Origin of the sequence: Streptomyces sp. NPDC059850 (assembly GCF_042731515.1) — a bacterium.
Lineage (GTDB): Bacteria > Actinomycetota > Actinomycetes > Streptomycetales > Streptomycetaceae > Streptomyces.
In genome coordinates, this window is sequence record NZ_JBHWJI010000013.1 from 79,301 (window position 1) to 96,115 (window position 16,815).

General features: G+C 72.8%; 14 protein-coding genes and 1 riboswitch. Of the genes, 9 read left to right on the top strand and 5 right to left on the bottom strand.

Annotated elements, in window-relative coordinates; genetic code table 11:
• Positions 1–33: 33 nt before the first annotated feature.
• The 8 genes from tsf to ACFV9T_RS13335 all read left to right on the top strand — a co-directional run bounded on the left by tsf (position 34) and on the right by ACFV9T_RS13335 (position 8,836).
• Complete coding sequence (tsf, locus tag ACFV9T_RS13300; protein WP_385439422.1) at positions 34–870, top strand: translation elongation factor Ts; 837 nt, start codon at positions 34–36, stop codon at positions 868–870.
• Between the two features lie 151 nt (positions 871–1,021).
• Positions 1,022–1,801: a UMP kinase gene (gene pyrH, locus ACFV9T_RS13305; RefSeq protein WP_385439424.1), complete on the top strand. Its 780-nt coding sequence runs from the start codon at positions 1,022–1,024 to the stop codon at positions 1,799–1,801.
• Between the two features lie 104 nt (positions 1,802–1,905).
• Positions 1,906–2,463: a ribosome recycling factor gene (gene frr, locus ACFV9T_RS13310; protein WP_009714720.1), complete on the top strand. Its 558-nt coding sequence runs from the start codon at positions 1,906–1,908 to the stop codon at positions 2,461–2,463.
• Entirely contained in the window at positions 2,463–3,659 is a 1,197-nt protein-coding gene (locus ACFV9T_RS13315) for a phosphatidate cytidylyltransferase (RefSeq protein WP_385439427.1), read from the top strand. The genes frr and ACFV9T_RS13315 overlap by 1 nt, the downstream gene beginning before the upstream one ends.
• An 85-nt stretch (positions 3,660–3,744) precedes the next feature.
• On the top strand, positions 3,745–4,851 hold the full coding sequence (rlmN, locus tag ACFV9T_RS13320; RefSeq protein ID WP_385439429.1) for a 23S rRNA (adenine(2503)-C(2))-methyltransferase RlmN: 1,107 nt from the start codon (positions 3,745–3,747) through the stop codon (positions 4,849–4,851).
• Positions 4,852–4,916: 65 nt separating this feature from the next.
• A riboswitch (TPP riboswitch) is annotated at positions 4,917–5,020 on the top strand.
• Positions 5,016–6,089 carry a thiamine ABC transporter substrate binding subunit gene (locus ACFV9T_RS13325; RefSeq protein WP_385439432.1) on the top strand — a complete coding sequence of 358 codons (1,074 nt, stop codon included), beginning with the start codon at positions 5,016–5,018 and terminating at the stop codon, positions 6,087–6,089. Its footprint overlaps the riboswitch before it by 5 nt.
• A gap of 59 nt (positions 6,090–6,148) precedes the next feature.
• On the top strand, positions 6,149–7,762 hold the full coding sequence (locus ACFV9T_RS13330; RefSeq protein WP_385439614.1) for an ABC transporter permease: 1,614 nt from the start codon (positions 6,149–6,151) through the stop codon (positions 7,760–7,762).
• Positions 7,763–7,807: 45 nt separating this feature from the next.
• On the top strand, positions 7,808–8,836 hold the full coding sequence (locus ACFV9T_RS13335; protein ID WP_385439434.1) for an ABC transporter ATP-binding protein: 1,029 nt from the start codon (positions 7,808–7,810) through the stop codon (positions 8,834–8,836).
• A 6-nt stretch (positions 8,837–8,842) separates the two neighbouring features.
• On the opposite strand, the gene ACFV9T_RS13340 is transcribed toward ACFV9T_RS13335, so the two are convergent.
• From ACFV9T_RS13340 to ACFV9T_RS13360, 5 genes are all read right to left on the bottom strand, one after another.
• The gene (locus tag ACFV9T_RS13340) at positions 8,843–9,979 is read right to left on the bottom strand and encodes an LOG family protein (protein WP_385439437.1); all 1,137 of its coding nucleotides are present in this window, start codon (positions 9,977–9,979) and stop codon (positions 8,843–8,845) included.
• Positions 9,980–10,042: 63 nt separating this feature from the next.
• Positions 10,043–11,257 (bottom strand): hypothetical protein, encoded by a 1,215-nt coding sequence (locus tag ACFV9T_RS13345; RefSeq protein ID WP_385439439.1) that lies wholly within the window; start codon positions 11,255–11,257, stop codon positions 10,043–10,045.
• A complete protein-coding gene (locus ACFV9T_RS13350; protein WP_385439441.1) occupies positions 11,239–11,967 on the bottom strand; it encodes an ABC transporter ATP-binding protein in 729 nt (242 codons plus the stop codon). Before ACFV9T_RS13350 ends, ACFV9T_RS13345 begins: the two co-directional genes overlap by 19 nt.
• 142 nt (positions 11,968–12,109) lie before the next feature.
• On the bottom strand, positions 12,110–13,753 hold the full coding sequence (locus tag ACFV9T_RS13355) for a thiamine pyrophosphate-binding protein (protein ID WP_385439443.1): 1,644 nt from the start codon (positions 13,751–13,753) through the stop codon (positions 12,110–12,112).
• Positions 13,754–13,787: 34 nt separating this feature from the next.
• Complete coding sequence (locus ACFV9T_RS13360) at positions 13,788–15,248, bottom strand: sodium:solute symporter (protein ID WP_385439446.1); 1,461 nt, start codon at positions 15,246–15,248, stop codon at positions 13,788–13,790.
• Between the two features lie 109 nt (positions 15,249–15,357).
• Here ACFV9T_RS13360 and ACFV9T_RS13365 point away from each other — a divergent pair, with 109 nt between their 5' ends.
• The gene (locus ACFV9T_RS13365) at positions 15,358–16,800 is read left to right on the top strand and encodes a PucR family transcriptional regulator (RefSeq protein WP_385439449.1); all 1,443 of its coding nucleotides are present in this window, start codon (positions 15,358–15,360) and stop codon (positions 16,798–16,800) included.
• Positions 16,801–16,815 lie beyond the last annotated feature (15 nt).

Here is a 16,815-nt window from a genome sequence, read left to right on the forward strand (position 1 = left end):
AGCTTTCGACTTTCGAGAAGAGATTCACAGATCATGGCGAACTTCACCGCCGCTGACGTCAAGAAGCTCCGCGAGCTCACCGGCGCCGGCATGATGGACTGCAAGAAGGCGCTGGACGAGGCCGAGGGCAGCGTCGACAAGGCCGTCGAGATCCTCCGCGTCAAGGGCCAGAAGGGCGTGGCCAAGCGCGAGAGCCGCAGCGCCGAGAACGGTGCCGTTGTCTCCCTCATCGCCGACGACAACACCTCCGGTGTGCTGGTCGAGCTGAAGTGCGAGACCGACTTCGTGGCCAAGGGCGACAAGTTCATCGCCGTCGCCGACGCCATCGCCGCCCACGTCGCCAAGACCGTCCCGGCCGACCTGGAGGCCCTGCTCGCCTCCGAGATCGAGGCCGGTAAGACCGTCCAGGCGTTTGTGGACGAGGCCAACGCCACCCTCGGTGAGAAGATCGTCCTCGACCGTTTCGCGCAGTTCTCCGGCGGCTTCGTCGCCGCGTACATGCACCGCACCAGCCCGGACCTGCCGCCGCAGGTCGGCGTCCTGGTCGAGCTGGACAAGGAGAACGCCGAGGTCGCCAAGGACATCGCGCAGCACGTCGCCGCCTTCGCGCCGAAGTTCCTGAGCCGTGACGAGATCGCGGCCGAGACGGTCGAGAACGAGCGTCGCGTCGCCGAGGCCACCGCCCGCGAGGAGGGCAAGCCCGAGGCCGCCCTCCCGAAGATCATCGAGGGTCGCGTCACCGGCTTCTTCAAGGAGAACGTCCTGGTGGACCAGGCGTTCGCCAAGGACAACAAGAAGAGCGTCCAGAAGGTCCTGGACGAGGCCGGCGTCTCCCTGACCCGTTTCGCCCGTTTCCGCGTCGGCGTCTGAGCCGAGCAGCGAAACACCGGCGACACCGATAGGGTCGTAGGCAGCCAACCGTCAACCGGTCGGCCGCAGATGTGACGAGGAGGCCATTGCCGCAGAGGTCGTACCAGGACCCGGCAGTGGCCTTCTTCGTATGTGCACGAGGAGATCTCCAATGAATCACGGCGCGGACGCCAATCAGGCCGCCGACAAGAACGCGGACGGCCCAGTACGACACGGCCGTTTCCTGCTGAAGCTGTCCGGCGAGGCGTTCGCCGGGGGCGGGGGACTCGGGGTCGACCCCGATGTCGTGCACGCCATCGCCCGCGAGGTCGCCGCCGTGGTGCGGGACGGCGCGGAGATCGCCATCGTGATCGGCGGCGGCAACTTCTTCCGCGGGGCCGAGCTGCAGCAGCGCGGCATGGACCGGGCGCGCTCGGACTACATGGGCATGCTCGGCACCGTCATGAACTGCCTCGCTCTCCAGGACTTCCTGGAGAAGGAGGGCATCGACTCCCGCGTCCAGACCGCCATCACCATGGGCCAGGTCGCGGAGCCGTACATCCCGCTGCGCGCGGTGCGCCACCTGGAGAAGGGCCGCGTCGTGATCTTCGGCGCGGGCATGGGCATGCCGTACTTCTCCACGGACACCACCGCCGCCCAGCGTGCCCTGGAGATCGACGCCGAGGCGCTGCTCATGGGCAAGAACGGGGTCGACGGGGTCTATGACTCCGACCCCAAGCGGAACCCGGACGCGGTCAAGTTCGACGCTCTGGAGTACGGCGAGGTGATCACCCGGGACCTCAAGGTCGCCGACGCCACCGCGATCACCCTCTGCCGGGACAACAAGCTTCCGATCCTGGTTTTCGAGCTGACCGCCGAAGGAAATATCGCCCGCGCGGTGAAGGGTGAGAAGATCGGCACGCTCGTGAGCGACCGGGACGTACGCGCCTGACGGCTCGTTCGGGGGATGGACAACGGCCTGCCGGTCGGACACCGTGCAGGAGAAGACGCACGCAGGGGCGAGGCTCTGCTTACGGATAACACCAGGAGCAAGTGGTGATCGAAGAAATCCTCCTCGAGGCCGAGGAGAAGATGGAGAAGGCCGTTGTGGTCGCCAAGGAGGACTTCGCCGCGATCCGCACCGGGCGTGCGCACCCGGCGATGTTCAACAAGATCGTGGCGGACTACTACGGTGCGCTGACGCCGATCAACCAGCTCGCGTCGTTCTCGGTGCCCGAGCCGCGCATGGCTGTGATCACTCCGTTCGACAAGAGCGCGCTGCGCAACATCGAGCAGGCGATCCGGGACTCGGACCTCGGGGTCAACCCCAGCAATGACGGCAACATCATCCGGGTGGTGTTCCCGGAGCTGACCGAGCAGCGCCGCAAGGAGTTCATCAAGGTCGCCAAGGGCAAGGGCGAGGACGCGAAGATCTCGATCCGCAGCATCCGCCGCAAGGCCAAGGAGTCCATCGACAAGCTGATCAAGGACGGCGAGGTCGGCGAGGACGAGGGCCGCCGTGCCGAGAAGGAGCTCGACGACCTCACCGCGAAGTACGTCGCGCAGGTGGATGAGCTGCTCAAGCACAAGGAAGCCGAGCTGCTCGAGGTCTGATGAACGACTCTTCCTGGGGGGCCCCACCACGCGCCGGACTCTGGGGACCGACTGATCAGGGCACCTCCCCCGGCTACGGCTGGGAGGTGCCCCCTTCTTCGGCAGGTCCCGCTTCGGCGGGTCCCGCGCACGACGTGGCCGAAGCGGCGCAGACTCGCCCCATGCCCACCGTGCCGCACGCAGGCGGCGACCCCGGCGACGCCGCCGGCCGTGACCGGGGGGCCGCCCGGCCGGGCGGCCCCTTGTTCCGCGATGAGCGTGAGCCTCGGCCCGGCCCCCGGCAGCAGCCCGCCGGGCAGCCGTCGACGCCCCCCGGCCCCGGCCCCGAGTCCGCCGGGAGCGCGCCCGGCAGCGGCGGCGGTCAGGGTACGAAGAAGAAGAGCGCGGGCCGCGATCTGCGCGCCGCGATAGGGGTGGGCGTCGGCCTCGGCGCGATCATCGTCGCCTCGCTCTTCATCTACAAGCCCGTGTTCATCGGCGTGATAGCGGTCGCCGTGGTCGTCGGGCTGTGGGAGCTGACCTCCCGGCTGGCCGAGCGGAAGGACATCCGGGTCCCCCTGGTGCCGCTCGCCGTCGGCGGTGTCGCCATGGTCGTCGCGGGCTATGTGCGCGGGGCGCAGGGCGCCTGGGTGGCGGTGTCGCTCACGGCGCTCGCCGTGCTCGTGTGGCGGATGACCGAGCCGCCCGACAACTACCTCAGGGACGTCACGGCGGGCGTGTTCGCCGCCTTCTACGTGCCGTTCCTCGCCACCTTCGTGGCGCTCATACTGGCCGCCGAGCACGACGGCCCGCAGCGGGTGCTGACCTTCCTGCTGCTGACGGTGGTGAGCGACACCGGCGCGTACGCGGTCGGCTGGCGCTTCGGCAAGCATCCGCTCGCGCCCCGCATCAGCCCCGGCAAGACCCGCGAGGGGCTGATGGGCGCGGTGGCGTTCGCGATGGTCGTGGGGGCGCTGTGCATGCAGTACCTCATCAGGGACGGCGTGTGGTGGCAGGGGCTGCTGCTCGGCCTCGCCGTCGCGGTCAGCGCGACCCTGGGGGACCTCGGCGAGTCCATGATCAAGCGGGACCTCGGCATCAAGGACATGGGCAAGCTGCTGCCCGGCCACGGCGGGATCATGGACCGGCTCGACTCACTGCTGCCCACCGCGCCCGTGGTGTGGCTGCTGTTCGTGATCTTCGTGGGCGGCGGCTGAGCCGTCCGTACCGAACAGGGCTGTTCAGGGCCCCGCGCCGCCCGTGGCGCGGGGCCTTCCGCGTGTCTGCGACACTGGTACGGCCATGCCTAAGCCCGGAGAACTCACTTTCGCCGTGCCGCGTGGGGCCAAGAAGCCCCCGCGGCATCTCGCCGACCTCACCCCCGCCGAGCGCCGCGAGGCCGTCGCCGCCCTCGGGGAGAAGCCCTTCCGGGCCGGGCAGGTGTCGCGTCATTACTTCGCCCGCTACACCGACGACCCCGCCCAGTGGACCGACATCCCGGCCGCCGCGCGCGAGAAGCTGGCGACGGAGCTGCTGCCGGACCTGATGAGCGTGGTGCGGCACATCAGCTGTGACGACGACACCACCCGCAAGACCCTGTGGCGGCTCTTCGACGGCACGCTCGTCGAGTCCGTGCTGATGCGCTACCCGGACCGGGTCACCATGTGCATCAGCTCCCAGGCGGGCTGCGGCATGAACTGCCCGTTCTGCGCCACCGGCCAGGCGGGTCTGGACCGCAACCTGTCGACCGCCGAGATCGTGCACCAGATCGTCGACGGGATGCGGGCGCTGCGCGACGGCGAGATCCCCGGGGGCCCGGCCCGGCTGTCCAACATCGTCTTCATGGGCATGGGCGAGCCGCTGGCCAACTACAACCGGGTCATCGGCGCCATCCGCAGGCTCACCGACCCCGAGCCGGACGGCCTCGGGCTGTCCCAGCGCGGCATCACCGTCTCGACCGTGGGGCTGGTCCCGGCGATGCTGCGGTTCGCCGACGAGGGCTTCAAGTGCCGCCTCGCGGTGTCCCTCCACGCGCCCGACGACGAGCTGCGCGACACCCTCGTCCCGGTCAACACCCGCTGGAAGGTGCGCGAGGTCCTGGACGCGGCGTGGGAGTACGCGGAGAAGTCCGGCCGCCGGATCTCCATCGAGTACGCCCTGATCAGGGACATCAACGACCAGGCATGGCGCGGCGATCTGCTCGGCCGGCTGCTCAAGGGCCACCGGGTGCACGTCAACCTCATCCCGCTCAACCCGACGCCCGGCTCCAAGTGGACGGCGTCCCGGCCGGAGGACGAGAAGGCGTTCGTGGCGGCCCTGGAGCGGCACGGGGTGCCGGTGACCGTCCGGGACACCCGGGGGCAGGAGATCGACGGGGCGTGCGGTCAGCTGGCGGCCACGGAGCGCTGACCACCGGCTGATACGGTGCCTTCGCACATCCGTCGTACAACCATCCCGTAGTGACGGACAACTGAACATTCCGACAGGGGAGCGCGACAGCGCTGAGAGTGCGGTATGGCCGCAGACCCTCCAACCTGATCCGGGTCATACCGGCGTAGGGAGTCAGCCTCACCATGAACAGCCATCTTCGGCGTGCGCTCACCGCCGCCCTCGTCGGCTCCCTCGGCACCGGCGTCCTCAGCGGCTGCGGCGGAGGTGCGGCGGAGGGCAAGGACTCCAAGACCGTCACCCTGGTCTCGCACGATTCGTTCGCGGCGTCCAAGGCGGTCCTCAAGGAGTTCACCCGCACCACCGGCTACAAGGTGCGGGTGCAGGCCGGGGGCGACGCGGGAGCGGCCGTCAACCAGGCGATCCTGTCCAAGGGCCATCCGCAGGGCGATGTGTTCTTCGGCGTCGACAACACCCTCCTCTCCCGCGCGCTGGACAATGAATTGTTCACCCCGTACGAGGCGAAGGGCCTGGACCAGGTCCCGGCCGCGTACCAGCTCGACCAGGCGAAGCACCGCGTCACCCCGGTCGACTACGGCGACATCTGCGTCAACTACGACCGCGCGTACTTCGCCGAGAAGAAGCTGGCGCCGCCGAAGACGTTCGCCGATCTGACCAAGCCCGCGTACAAGAACCTCCTGGTCACCGAGAACGCCGCCACCTCGTCCCCCGGCCTCGCCTTCCTGCTCGGCACCGCCGCCCGCTACGGCGACGACGGCTGGCGGGACTACTGGAAGAAGCTGCGGGCCAACGGCGTCGAGGTGGTCGACGGCTGGGAGCAGGCGTACTACGACCGCTTCTCCGGCTCTGCGGGCGGCGCCAAGGGCGACAAGCCGCTCGTCGTCTCGTACGCCTCCAGCCCGCCCGCCGAGGTGGCCGACGCGAAGTCGAAGCCCGCGAAGGCCCCGACCGGGGTGGCGGAGGGCACCTGCTTCCGGCAGACGGAGTTCGCCGGGCTGCTTGAGGGCGCGGGCAACACCAAGGGGGGCAAGGCGCTGCTGGACTTCCTGCTGACCAAGCGCTTCCAGGAGGACGTACCGCTGAACATGTACGTCAATCCGGTGCGCGAGGACGCGAAGCTGCCGGAGATCTTCACCCGTTACGGGGCCAAGGTCGCCGATCCGGCCACGCTGCCCCCGCGCAAGATCGCCAAGAACCGTGAGCCCTGGGTCAAGGCATGGTCCTCGCTCGTTCTGTAGCGCCTCGCGAGAAGGGTGCGGGGAGGAGCGTCCGCGATGCCGCCGTGCGGTTCGCCCTTATGGCCATCCCGCTCGCCTTCTTCGGCGTCTTCTTCGCGTATCCGGTGGCCGCGATCGTCACCCGCGGGCTGCGCGCCGACGGCCGCTGGCGGCTCGGGCGGATACCCGAGGTGCTGGGCGATCCGTCCGTCCTGCACACCCTGTGGTTCACCGGCTGGCAGGCGGCCGCGTCGACGGGGCTGACGCTGGCGGTCGCGCTGCCCGGCGCGTATGTCTTCGCCCGCTTCGACTTCCCCGGCAAGGGGCTGCTGCGCGCCGTGGTGACCGTGCCGTTCGTGCTGCCGACCGTGGTCGCCGGATCGGCGTTCCTGGGGCTGCTCGGCCGGGGCGGGCTGCTGGACGAGCTGTGGGGGATACGGCTGGACACCAGCGTCTGGGCGATCCTGCTCGCCCACGTCTTCTTCAACTACGCGGTGGTCGTCCGCACCGTCGGCGGGCTGTGGGCGCAGCTCGATCCGCGCCAGGAGGAGGCCGCCCGGGTGCTCGGCGCGAGCCGCCTCGCCGCCTGGCGCCGGGTCACCCTGCCCGCTCTGGGGCCCGCCGTGGCCGCCGCCGCGCTGATGGTCTTCCTGTTCACGTTCACCTCCTTCGGGGTGATCCAGATCCTCGGCGGCCCGCGCTACGCCACCCTGGAGGTGGCCATCTACCGGCAGACCGCGCAGCTGCTCGACCTGCCGACGGCCGCGGTGCTCACCCTCGTCCAGTTCGCGGCGGTCGCGGCCGTGCTCGCCCTGCACGCCTGGACCGTACGGCGCCGGGAGGGCGCCCTGCGGCTCGTCGACGCGGCCCGGACCGCGCGCCGCCCCCAGGGCGCGGCGCAGTGGGGGCTGCTCGCGGGGGTGCTGGCCGTCGTCGCGCTGCTGATCGTGCTGCCGCTGGCGGTGCTGGTGGAGCGCTCGCTGCACGGGCCGGACGGCTACGGGTTCACGTACTACCGGGCGCTCCAGTCCGCCGCCGACAGCGGCGGCACCTTCTTCGTGGCGCCCGTGGACGCCATCGGGAACTCCCTCCAGTACGCGGCGGTCGCCACCCTCTTCGCGCTCGTCGTCGGCGGCCTCGCCGCCGCGGCGCTCACCCGCGGGGCCGGGCGGTTCGTCCGAGGCTTCGACGCGCTGCTGATGCTGCCGCTGGGCACCTCCGCCGTCACCGTCGGCTTCGGCTTCCTCATCGCCCTCGACGAACCCCCGCTGGACCTGCGCGCCTCCTGGGTCATCGTCCCGCTCGCCCAGGCCCTGGTGGGCGTGCCCTTCGTGGTGCGCACGATGCTGCCCGTCCTGCGCGCCGTGGACCACCGGCTGCGGGAGGCGGCCGCCGTGCTCGGCGCCTCCCCGCTGCGCGCCTGGCGCGAGGTGGACCTGCCGCTGGTGGGGCGGGCGCTGGCGGTCGCGGCGGGATTCGCGTTCGCCGTATCGCTCGGCGAGTTCGGGGCCACGGTGTTCATCGCCCGCCCGGACCTGCCTACGCTCCCGGTGGCCGTGGCGCGCTTCCTGGGCCGCGCCGGGCAGCTCAACTACGGGCAGGCGATGGCCCTGAGCACGATCCTGATGCTGGTGTGCGCGTGCTCCCTGCTGGCCCTGGAACGCGTCCGCACCGACCGCTCGGGGGAGTTCTGACATGAGGGGTTCTGACATGGCGGGTTCTGACATGGGGGGAGCCCGATGACGCTGCTGCGACTGGACGAGGTGACGGTCAGGTACGGCCGCCATGACGCGCTCGACGCCGTCGACCTGGCCGTCGCCGAGCACGAGACGGTCTGTGTGCTGGGCCCCAGCGGCAGCGGCAAGTCCACCCTGCTGCGCGTGGTCGCCGGGCTCCAGCGCGCCGCCTCCGGCCGGGTGTGGCTCGCGGACCGCGACCAGAGCGGTGTGCCCACCCACCGGCGCGGCGTGGGGCTGATGTTCCAGGACCACCAGCTCTTCCCGCAGCGCGACGTGGGCGGCAACGTCGCCTTCGGGCTGCGGATGCGGGGCACCGGGCGCGCGGAGGCGGATCGCCGGGTCGCCGAACTGCTGGAGCTGGTCGGACTGCCCGGCGCGCAGCGGCGGCCCATCGACTCGCTGTCCGGCGGTGAGCAGCAGCGCGTCGCGCTCGCCCGCGCGCTGGCGCCTCGGCCCCGGCTGCTGATGCTGGACGAGCCGCTGGGCCAGCTCGACCGAGGGCTGCGGGAGCGGCTGGTCATGGAGCTGCGGGAGCTGTTCGCCCGGCTGGGCACCACGGTCCTCGCCGTCACCCACGACCAGGGCGAGGCCTTCGCGCTCGCCGACCGGGTCGTGGTCATGGAGAACGGTCGGATCGCACAGTCCGGCACCCCGCTGGAGGTGTGGCAGCACCCCGCGAACGAGTTCGTCGCCCGCTTCCTCGGCTTCGACAACGTGGTGGAGGCGACCGTGCACGGCGATGTCGCCGACACGGTGTGGGGCAAGCTGCCGGTGCCGCCGGGCTCCCGGCCGGGCCCGGTCCGGCTGCTGGTCCGCCCGGCCGGGGTGCGGCTCACCGCCCCCTCGGACGGGCTGCCCTGTACGGTCGCCGCCCGTACCTTCCGTGGCGACCATGTGGCGCTCATCCTCCAGCCGTCCGACGGCCCCCGCCTGGAGGCGTCCTGCGCGCTGCGGGACGCTCCGGAGGCGGGGGAGCGGGTCGGGGTGGCGTTCGACGCGGCGGACGTGGTGGTGCTCGGCGCGCCGTAGAAACGTTCAGCCGGTCAGGGCGGCCAGCGCGTCCGGGGCCTCGTCCACCGAGTCCACCAGCGCGATACGGGCCTTCATCGACCGCCCCTCCGCGAGCGCTTCGAGCAGCGGCCAGGCCGGGAGGCGGCGCGTCCAGTGGTCGCGGTCCACGAGCACCATCGGGGTCGGCTCGCCGCGCGACTCGTAGTAGTTCGGCGTGGCGTTGTCGAAGATCTCCTGAAGGGTTCCGGCGGCGCCGGGCAGGAAGACGACGCCCGCGTTCGAGCGGGCCAGCAGCCCGTCCTCGCGGATCGCGTTGGCGAAGTACTTGGCGATGTGCGAGGCGAAGGCGTTCGGCGGCTCGTGCCCGTAGAACCAGGTCGGTATCCCGACCGACGCGCCGCCGTCCGGCCACCGCTCCCGCACCGTGAACGCGGCCCCGGCCCACGCGCCGACCGAGGGGCGGAACGAGGGCGTCCGGGCGAGGAGTTCGAGCGCCTCCTTGAGCGCCGCGTCCGGCAGCGGGGCCGTGTACGCGCCCAGGTTGGCGGCCTCCATCGCGCCCGGGCCGCCGCCCGTCGCGACGGTCAGCCCGGACCGCGCCAGCGCCTGTCCGAGCCGGGCGGCGCCCGCGTACCCCTCGGAGCCGCGCTCCAGCGCGTGCCCGCCCATCACGCCCACCACCCGGCAGCCGGTGAGGAGTTCGTCCAGCGCGTCGGAGACCGCGTCGTCGTGGATCGAGCGGAGCATCGAGGCGAAGATGTCGCCGTCCGCCTTGGTCCGCTGGAACCAGGCGTACGAGAGCGCGTCCGGCGTGCCCGCGTACCCGTCGGCCCCGTCGTCCAGGCCCTCGAACAGCTCGGCCGGGGTGTAGAGGGTGCCCCGGTACGGATCGAACGGCAGGTCCGGCACGGGCGGGAAGACCAGCGCCCCCGCCGCCCGGATCCGCGCGGCGGCCTCCGGCTCCATCGGGCAGCCGAGGAACACCGCCCGGTCGGTGTCGGTGGACAGCAGCGCGGACGTACGGGCCGTCAGATCGACGGACTGGACCCGGTATCCGGCCAGGGTGCCGCGGGCGACAACCTGGTCGAACTCCTCCAGGGATTCTATTTCGACGTCGGGTGCGGTGGTCTCAGTGGGCGCCGAAGCGTCATTGGTGGGCACGGCGTCATGCTAATCACACCGGACGGCGCGGGGGTCAGACCAGGGTCGGAAGGGTCGGCGGGGTCAGGAGTGGGCGAACGGCATCGTCGTCAGCTGGGCCACGCCCCAGGCCACCGGCGCCAGCAGGAGCAGCAGCGCCCCACCGCGCAGCGCGGCCGCGCCCCGCAGCAACCGGGCCGACGCGCCGAGGCGCAGCAGCGCTGCCGTGGTGCGCCGCCGTGCGCTCCGCGCCTCCAGCGCCGCCGTGAGCGCCGTGGCGAACGCGCACATCAGGACCAGGCCCACGCCCAGCTCCGTGAGCGGACCGAACCCATGGGGGCCGGGGCGACCGTGGGCCGCTCCGTGCGGCCACAGCGCTCCGTACAGCCCGGCGGCGACCGTGCACAGCACCCCCACCGGACGCCCGATCAGTCCCGCCTCCTGCTGCAGCACGCGCCCCGCGAGCAGCCGCAGCGGGCGCGGACGGCCGAGGGCCAGCAGCCGCCCGCAGCCGTGGACGAGGCCGGGTCCGGCCAGGACAAGACCGGTCACCGTCAGCGCCCAGCCGCCCACCATCTCGGGTGCGCTGTCGCCGAACCGCCCGGACAGGGGCATGGGGGACGGATGCGCCCCGCGCCCCGCGTACGCCCCCAGCGCGAGCCCCGTCGCGATCAGCGCGACGCCCCACGGCAGGGCGGCCGCCGCGCGGTGCGGTGGCGGGTGCGGCGAGCCGGTCGCCAGGGTGGGGACGAACGGCCTCGGCGCCCCGGCCCCCGGCCGCCGGGGCCACCGCCCCGCCGCGCTCGCCGCGCCCGCCACCACCGGGACGACGGCCACCAGCGTGACCGCCCCGACCAGCGGCAACGGCCGCTCACCGCCGAGCGCGCGGCCCGCCGCGCCGCTGCCCGCCCACAGCAGCCACGAGCCGCCCACATCGCCGCGCAGATGGAGGAAGACCAGCAGGGCCAGCGCGCTCCCGGCCGCGCAGGCCGTCGCCGTCGCGGCGCCCGCCAGCAGCGCCAGCCGGGCCGGGCCGAGCCCCGCCGCGGCGAACCCCGCTCCCGGGCGGGTGCTGGGGTCGGCGCGGGCGACCGACATGGCCAGCTGCACGGTCGCGGCCAGCGGGACGACGCACCACAGCAGCCGCGCCAGCGCCCCGTCGGGGTCGGCCGGGTGGCTCGCCGCGAACGCCAGGGCGGACAGCAGCAGAAAGCTCGCGCCCGCCGCCGCGACGGCCACCAGCGACCGGCGCAGCAGGATCAGCGGATGGGAGCCGCGGGTCAGGCGGAGGCTGAGCACGCCGCGATGCCCTCCGCGTCGGGGGACGCCGCCGAGTCCACCAGGCGGCCGTCCAGCAGGGTCACGGTCCGGTCGGCGAGCGTGGCCACCTCCGGGTCCTGGGTGGCGAGGACGACGGTGATGCCGTGGGTCCGCGCCGCCGAGGTGAGGCTGCGCAGCACCTGGGCGCGGTCGGCGCGGTGCAGCGGCGCGGTGGGCTCGTCGGCGAACAGCACGCTGGGCGTGGGGGCCAGCGCCCGCGCGATCGCGACCCGCTGACGCTGCGACTGCAGCAGCGCGCCGGGGCGCGCCCCGGCGCACTCCGCGACGTCGAGCCGCTCCAGCCATTCGCACGCCGCGCTTTTCGCGGCGCGCCGCCCGGTGCCGCGCAGCATCAGCGGCAGCGCGGCGTTCTCCCAGCCGGTCAGCTCGGGCACCAGCTGCGGTTCGGTGTCGATCCAGCCGAAGTGGTCGCGCCACAGCCGCTCGCGGCTCAGGGGGGTGAGGGAGTGCACGGCGGTGTCGTGGAACCACACCTCGCCGTCGTCCGGGAGGAACTGGCCCGACAGACACTTGAGGAGCGTGGTCTTCCCGCAGCCCCGGGGGCCGGTCACCGCCAGGATCTCGCCCTCGCGGGCGCCGACGGTGACACTGGCGAGGGCGGGCGAGCCGTCATGGGCGTACGACAGGGTGCCTGCCCGGAGCACGTCGTTGTCCGGCGGAGCCACCATCCAGAGCACCTCGCCTTACCTGCGATCGTCCCGTTCCCCCGACGGGGTGAACGAGGCCGGAGCCAATGGGTCACTGCACGGTAAGGACTCCCGCCGGGGCCCGCGCCTGAGGCTCGGCCGGGCGCGGGCCGGGTTCCTCCGATCAGCCCTGGTGCGGCTCTCCGAGGTGGGTGGGCGCGAACATGCGCAGGCGGGCGGGGAGGACGACGACCGAGGGGCCCGGGGCGGCCAGCGCCGCCGCCAGGTCGGCGCGCAGCCGGTCGGGCGCGGTCCGTACGGCCGGTACGCCGAAGGACTCGGCGAGCGCGGTGAAGTCCGGGCGGGCCAGTTCGGTGGCGGTCGCCTCGCCGAACGCGTCCGTCATGTACTCGCGCAGGATCCCGTAGCCGCCGTCGTCCACGATCAGCCAGGTCACCGGCAGGTCGTACTGGCGGGCGGTGGCGAGTTCGGCGATCGAGTACATCGCCCCGCCGTCGCCCGACACGGCCAGCACCGGCTTCGTACGGTCCGCGGCGGCTGCCCCCAGCGCGGCGGGCAGCCCGTAGCCGAGGCCGCCCGCGCCCTGCGCGGAGTGCGTCGCGCCCGCGCGCGGGTCGAACGCGGACCAGGCCCAGTACGCGAGGATCGTCATGTCCCAGAAGCTGGGCGCGTCATCGGGCAGCGCCTCCCGTACGGCGCCCAGGACCCGCTGCTCCAGGTCCAGGTCCTGCGCCGCGATCCGCTCCCGTACGCGGGCCAGCAGGTCGGCCGCGATCTTGGCGCCGGTGGACTCCGGGCGGGGCGGGACGGCGGCGGCGAGGGCCGTCAGGGCGAGGTGAGCATCGGCGTGGATGCCGAGGGCCGGGTGGTTGGATTCCAGCTTGCCGAGGTCGGCCTCGATCTGGACGAGCTGACCCCGGGGGTGGAACGTGTGGTAGTTGGACGAGAGTTCGCCGAGCCCCGAGCCGACCACGAGCAGGACGTCCGCGTCCTCCAGCAGGTCCGTGGTGTGCCGGTCCTCCAGCCAGGACCGGAGGGAGAGGGGATGGTCCCAGGGGAACGCGCCCTTGCCGCCGAACGTGGTGGCCACGGGGGCGTCCAGGCGCTCGGCCAGCGCGCGCAGTTCCTCGCACGCCCCCGCGCGGACGACGCCGCCCCCGGCGAGGATCACGGGCCGTTCCGCCGCGCCCAGCAGCCGCGCGGCCCGCTCGGTCAGTTCCGGCCGGGGCGGCAGCGGGCGCGGCGTGGCGGTCAGCGCGGTGACGGGCGGTACGGAGGTGGGGGCGAGCAGGACGTCCTGCGGTATCTCCAGCCACACCGGGCCCGCCGGTGCCTCCAGGGCGGACGCCCAGGCGGCGGCGATGGCGGACGGGATCTGTGAGGCCGTGCGGACCGGGTGGACGGACTTGACGATGTCGCGGAACGACGCCTTCTGGTCGACCAGTTCATGGAGATATCCCTTACGGCCGCCGCCGAGCCCCGGGGTGGGCACCTGGCTGCCGATCCCCAGCACCGGCGCGGACGCCGCGGCCGACTCCTGCAGCGCGGCGAGGGTCATGAGCGCGCCGGGCCCGGTGGACACCAGCAGCGGGGCGACGGAGCCGGTGACGCGGGCGAAGGCGTCCGCCGCGAACCCCGCGTTGTTCTCCACGCGCAGGCCGATGTAGTCGAGGCCGGAGCGGCGCAGCGCGTCGAAGGCGCCGAGCGCGTGCTGTCCGGGGAGCCCGAACACGGTGGTCGCGCCGAGTGCGGTGAGGGATTCGACGACGAGATCGCCGCCGTGGCGCTCGCCCTGTGCGGTGCCCATGGGGTGGTGGCCCTTCCTGTGGGGGGTGTGAGGGTTAGACGTTCGCCGGGGCCGGTTCCGCGTCCGGGTCCGGGGACGGGGCGCCGGACAGGCGGCGCTGCCAGGCGTCCAGGACCGCCGCGTCCGTCGGCCTGGTGGACAGGCTCACCGTCACGTACACCACGAGCGAGGCCAGCAGGCCGATGTAGATGGGCTCGCTGGCGAGGATGCCCTTCCAGACCATGAGCCCGATCACCGTCAGACCGCCCACGGACACCGAGGCCAGCGCTCCCGTACCCGTGCCGCGCTTCCACAGGAGGCCGCCCAGGATCGGTACCAGCAGCCCACCGACCAGCACGTTGTAGGCGACGGTCAGCGCCTCGACGACATCGTTCAGCACGATGGAGATCCCGACGACCGTGACGCCCATGACGAGGATGAAGAGGCGGTTGCCCGCGACCTCGTCGTGCGAGGCGGCGGCGGGGCGGCCCCGGAGGCGGGCCCAGATGTCGTTGTTCGCGACCGTGGCGCAGGCGATGAGCGCGCCGGAGGACGTCGACATCACCGCCGACAGGGCGGCGGCCAGGACCAGGCCCTTGACCCCGACCGGCAGGGCGTCCTTGACGATGGTCGCGAACGCGTCGTCGGGGGAGCCGAGATCGGGGTAGAGGACCTTCGCCGCCGTACCGATGACCGCTCCGGCGACCGCGTAGGCCAGACAGTACGTACCGGCCGCGGTGCCGCCGAGACGGGCGACCTTGTCGTCGCGGGCGGTGAAGACGCGCTGCCAGATGTCCTGGCCGATGAGCATGCCGAAGGAGTAGATGAGCACATAGGTGAAGACCGTCTGCGCGCCGATGCCCATGGGAGTGAAGTAGCTGTCCGGCAGTTCGGCCTTCATCGCGGCGAAGCCGCCCGCCTTGGTGACGGCGATCGGCAGCAGCAGGAGCAGCACGCCTATGGTCTTCACGACGAACTGCACCATGTCGGTGAGCGTGATCGACCACATGCCGCCGAGGGTGGAGTAACAGATCACGATGGCCCCGCCGAGCACGATCGCCACGACCCGGTCGAGGCCGAAGATGACGTCGAAGATGGTGGCGTACGCGATGGTCGAGGTGACCGCGAGCATGAGGGTGTACGCCCACATCACGATGCCCGAGATCAGCCCGGAGAACCCGCCGTAGCGCAGGTCCAGCATCTGGCTGACCGTATAGACCTTGAGGCGGGCGATGCGCGCGGAGAAGAAGACGGACAGCGCGAGCAGGCCGAGGCCGATGGTGAGGACCATCCAGGCGCCCGAGAGCCCGTACTGATAGCCGAGGCCGACGCCGCCGATGGTGGAGGCGCCGCCGAGGACGATCGCGGCCATCGTCCCGGAGTACATGGCGGGGCCGAGGCGGCGGCCCGCGACCAGGAAGTCGCTGGTGGACGTGGTGCGGCGCATCCCCCACCAGCCCAGCGCGAGCATGCCCGCGAGATAGACGACGATCACCGTGTAGTCGGCAGCGCTCATGGTGGGCTCCTCAGCGGGGGGACGGTGACCGAGACCCTAGGGTGTCGCCGAGGAGGCCGGGAAGTGTACGTTTCCTCCACTCGTGGTTCCCGGGATGGAGGAAACGGCCATGCCGCCGACAGTGCCCGTGCCCCTCGCCGTCCTGCTGGACCACCCCGGCCTGGGGCTGCGGCAGGTCGCCGGGCCGCGCGGGGAGGCGCCGGTGTACCTGGTGCACACGAGCGAGATGGAGGACCCCGTTCCGTATCTGCTGGGCGGTGAACTGCTGCTCAGCGCCGGGGTGCACGGTCCGGAGGCGACCGACGCGTACTGGGACCGCTATGTGGCCCGTACGGTCGAGGCGGGCGCCACCGCGCTCGGGTTCGGCATCGCGCCGGTGCACGAGGAGGTGCCGCGAGCGCTGGCCGAGGCGTGCGACCGGCATGGGCTGCCGCTGGTGGAGGTGCCACGGGAGACGACCTTCACGGCCGTCGCGAGCGCCGTATGGGACGCCATGGCCGAGCGCCGCCACCAGGAGCTGCGGCGGCTCACCGAGGTGCAGCAGTCGCTCGCGGCCGCCGCCGCGCGGCCCCACCCGGTCCCGGCCGTACTGCGCCAACTGGCGCGGCACCTGGGCGGATGGGCCGTGCTGTACGGGCCGGACGGCGCGGAGCTGGCAGCGGCGGGGGCCCGGCCGTCCCCGGAGGTGCGTACCGCGCTCGCCTCGCTGGCCGCCCGGCTGCGCGCGGGCCCGGTCTCGGCCTCGGGCACGGCGGACGGCGCGTCCCTGAGCGCGTACGGCCTGGGCGGACCCGAACGGCCGCTCGCCCTGGGGGTGTGCGCGCCCCGGCGCGACGCGACCGAGGGCACGGTGGGGGTGGCCATGGTGCTGCTCGCGCTGCTCACCGGGCGCGCGACGGCCGACGCCGGTGCCGAACGCACGGCGCTGGTACGGCTGATGCTGGGCGCCGAACCCGCCGATGTCGCCGGGCTGTTGACCGGCGCGGACCTGTGGACCGTGGTACGCGGGCGCCGCCGCGGTCGAGGCGGGGGCGGAGACGACGGGCTGCTGGCCGTGGCGGCCCTCGCCGCCGGGCTCGGTACGCCGCTGATCGACCTGGACGGGGACGACCTGTGCGCCCTGGTGCCCGGCGCCGTGGAGGTCCGTGCCCAGCCCGGCTGGACCCTGGGCACCGGGGCACCGGTGCCCGCCGACGGGCTGGCGCACGGCGGCACCGACGCGGCCCGCGCGCTGCGCCGCGCGGTCGCGGAGCGGCTGCCGGTGGTACGGCACGCCCCGGAGCCGGGCGGCGTCGCCTCGCTGGTCGACCCGGCCGAGGCCCAGGCCCTGGGCCGCACTCGGCTGGCCCCGCTGGACGGGGCCCCGGCGCTGCGCGAGACGCTGCGGATGTGGCTGTCGCTGCACGGCAGTTGGGACCGTACGGCGGTGGCACTGGACATCCACCGCAACACGGTCCGCCAGCGCATAGCCCGCGCGGCGGCCCTGCTGGAGGCGGACCTGAGCGACGCGGACGTACGGATGGAACTGTGGTTCGCCCTCAAGTGGCAGTGAGGCCGCGTCGTCCTG

What these genes read in the sequence shown, in the direction of transcription:
- tsf (WP_385439422.1), top strand. Translation starts at nt 34, where the DNA reads ATGGCGAACTTCACCGCCGCTGACGTCAAGAAGCTCCGCGAGCTCACC.
- pyrH (WP_385439424.1), top strand. Translation starts at nt 1,022, where the DNA reads ATGAATCACGGCGCGGACGCCAATCAGGCCGCCGACAAGAACGCGGAC.
- ACFV9T_RS13315 (WP_385439427.1), top strand. Translation starts at nt 2,463, where the DNA reads ATGAACGACTCTTCCTGGGGGGCCCCACCACGCGCCGGACTCTGGGGA.
- rlmN (WP_385439429.1), top strand. Translation starts at nt 3,745, where the DNA reads ATGCCTAAGCCCGGAGAACTCACTTTCGCCGTGCCGCGTGGGGCCAAG.
- ACFV9T_RS13325 (WP_385439432.1), top strand. Translation starts at nt 5,016, where the DNA reads ATGAACAGCCATCTTCGGCGTGCGCTCACCGCCGCCCTCGTCGGCTCC.
- ACFV9T_RS13330 (WP_385439614.1), top strand. Translation starts at nt 6,149, where the DNA reads ATGGCCATCCCGCTCGCCTTCTTCGGCGTCTTCTTCGCGTATCCGGTG.
- ACFV9T_RS13335 (WP_385439434.1), top strand. Translation starts at nt 7,808, where the DNA reads ATGACGCTGCTGCGACTGGACGAGGTGACGGTCAGGTACGGCCGCCAT.
- ACFV9T_RS13350 (WP_385439441.1), bottom strand. Translation starts at nt 11,967, where the DNA reads ATGGTGGCTCCGCCGGACAACGACGTGCTCCGGGCAGGCACCCTGTCG.
- ACFV9T_RS13355 (WP_385439443.1), bottom strand. Translation starts at nt 13,753, where the DNA reads ATGGGCACCGCACAGGGCGAGCGCCACGGCGGCGATCTCGTCGTCGAA.
- ACFV9T_RS13360 (WP_385439446.1), bottom strand. Translation starts at nt 15,248, where the DNA reads ATGAGCGCTGCCGACTACACGGTGATCGTCGTCTATCTCGCGGGCATG.
- ACFV9T_RS13365 (WP_385439449.1), top strand. Translation starts at nt 15,358, where the DNA reads ATGCCGCCGACAGTGCCCGTGCCCCTCGCCGTCCTGCTGGACCACCCC.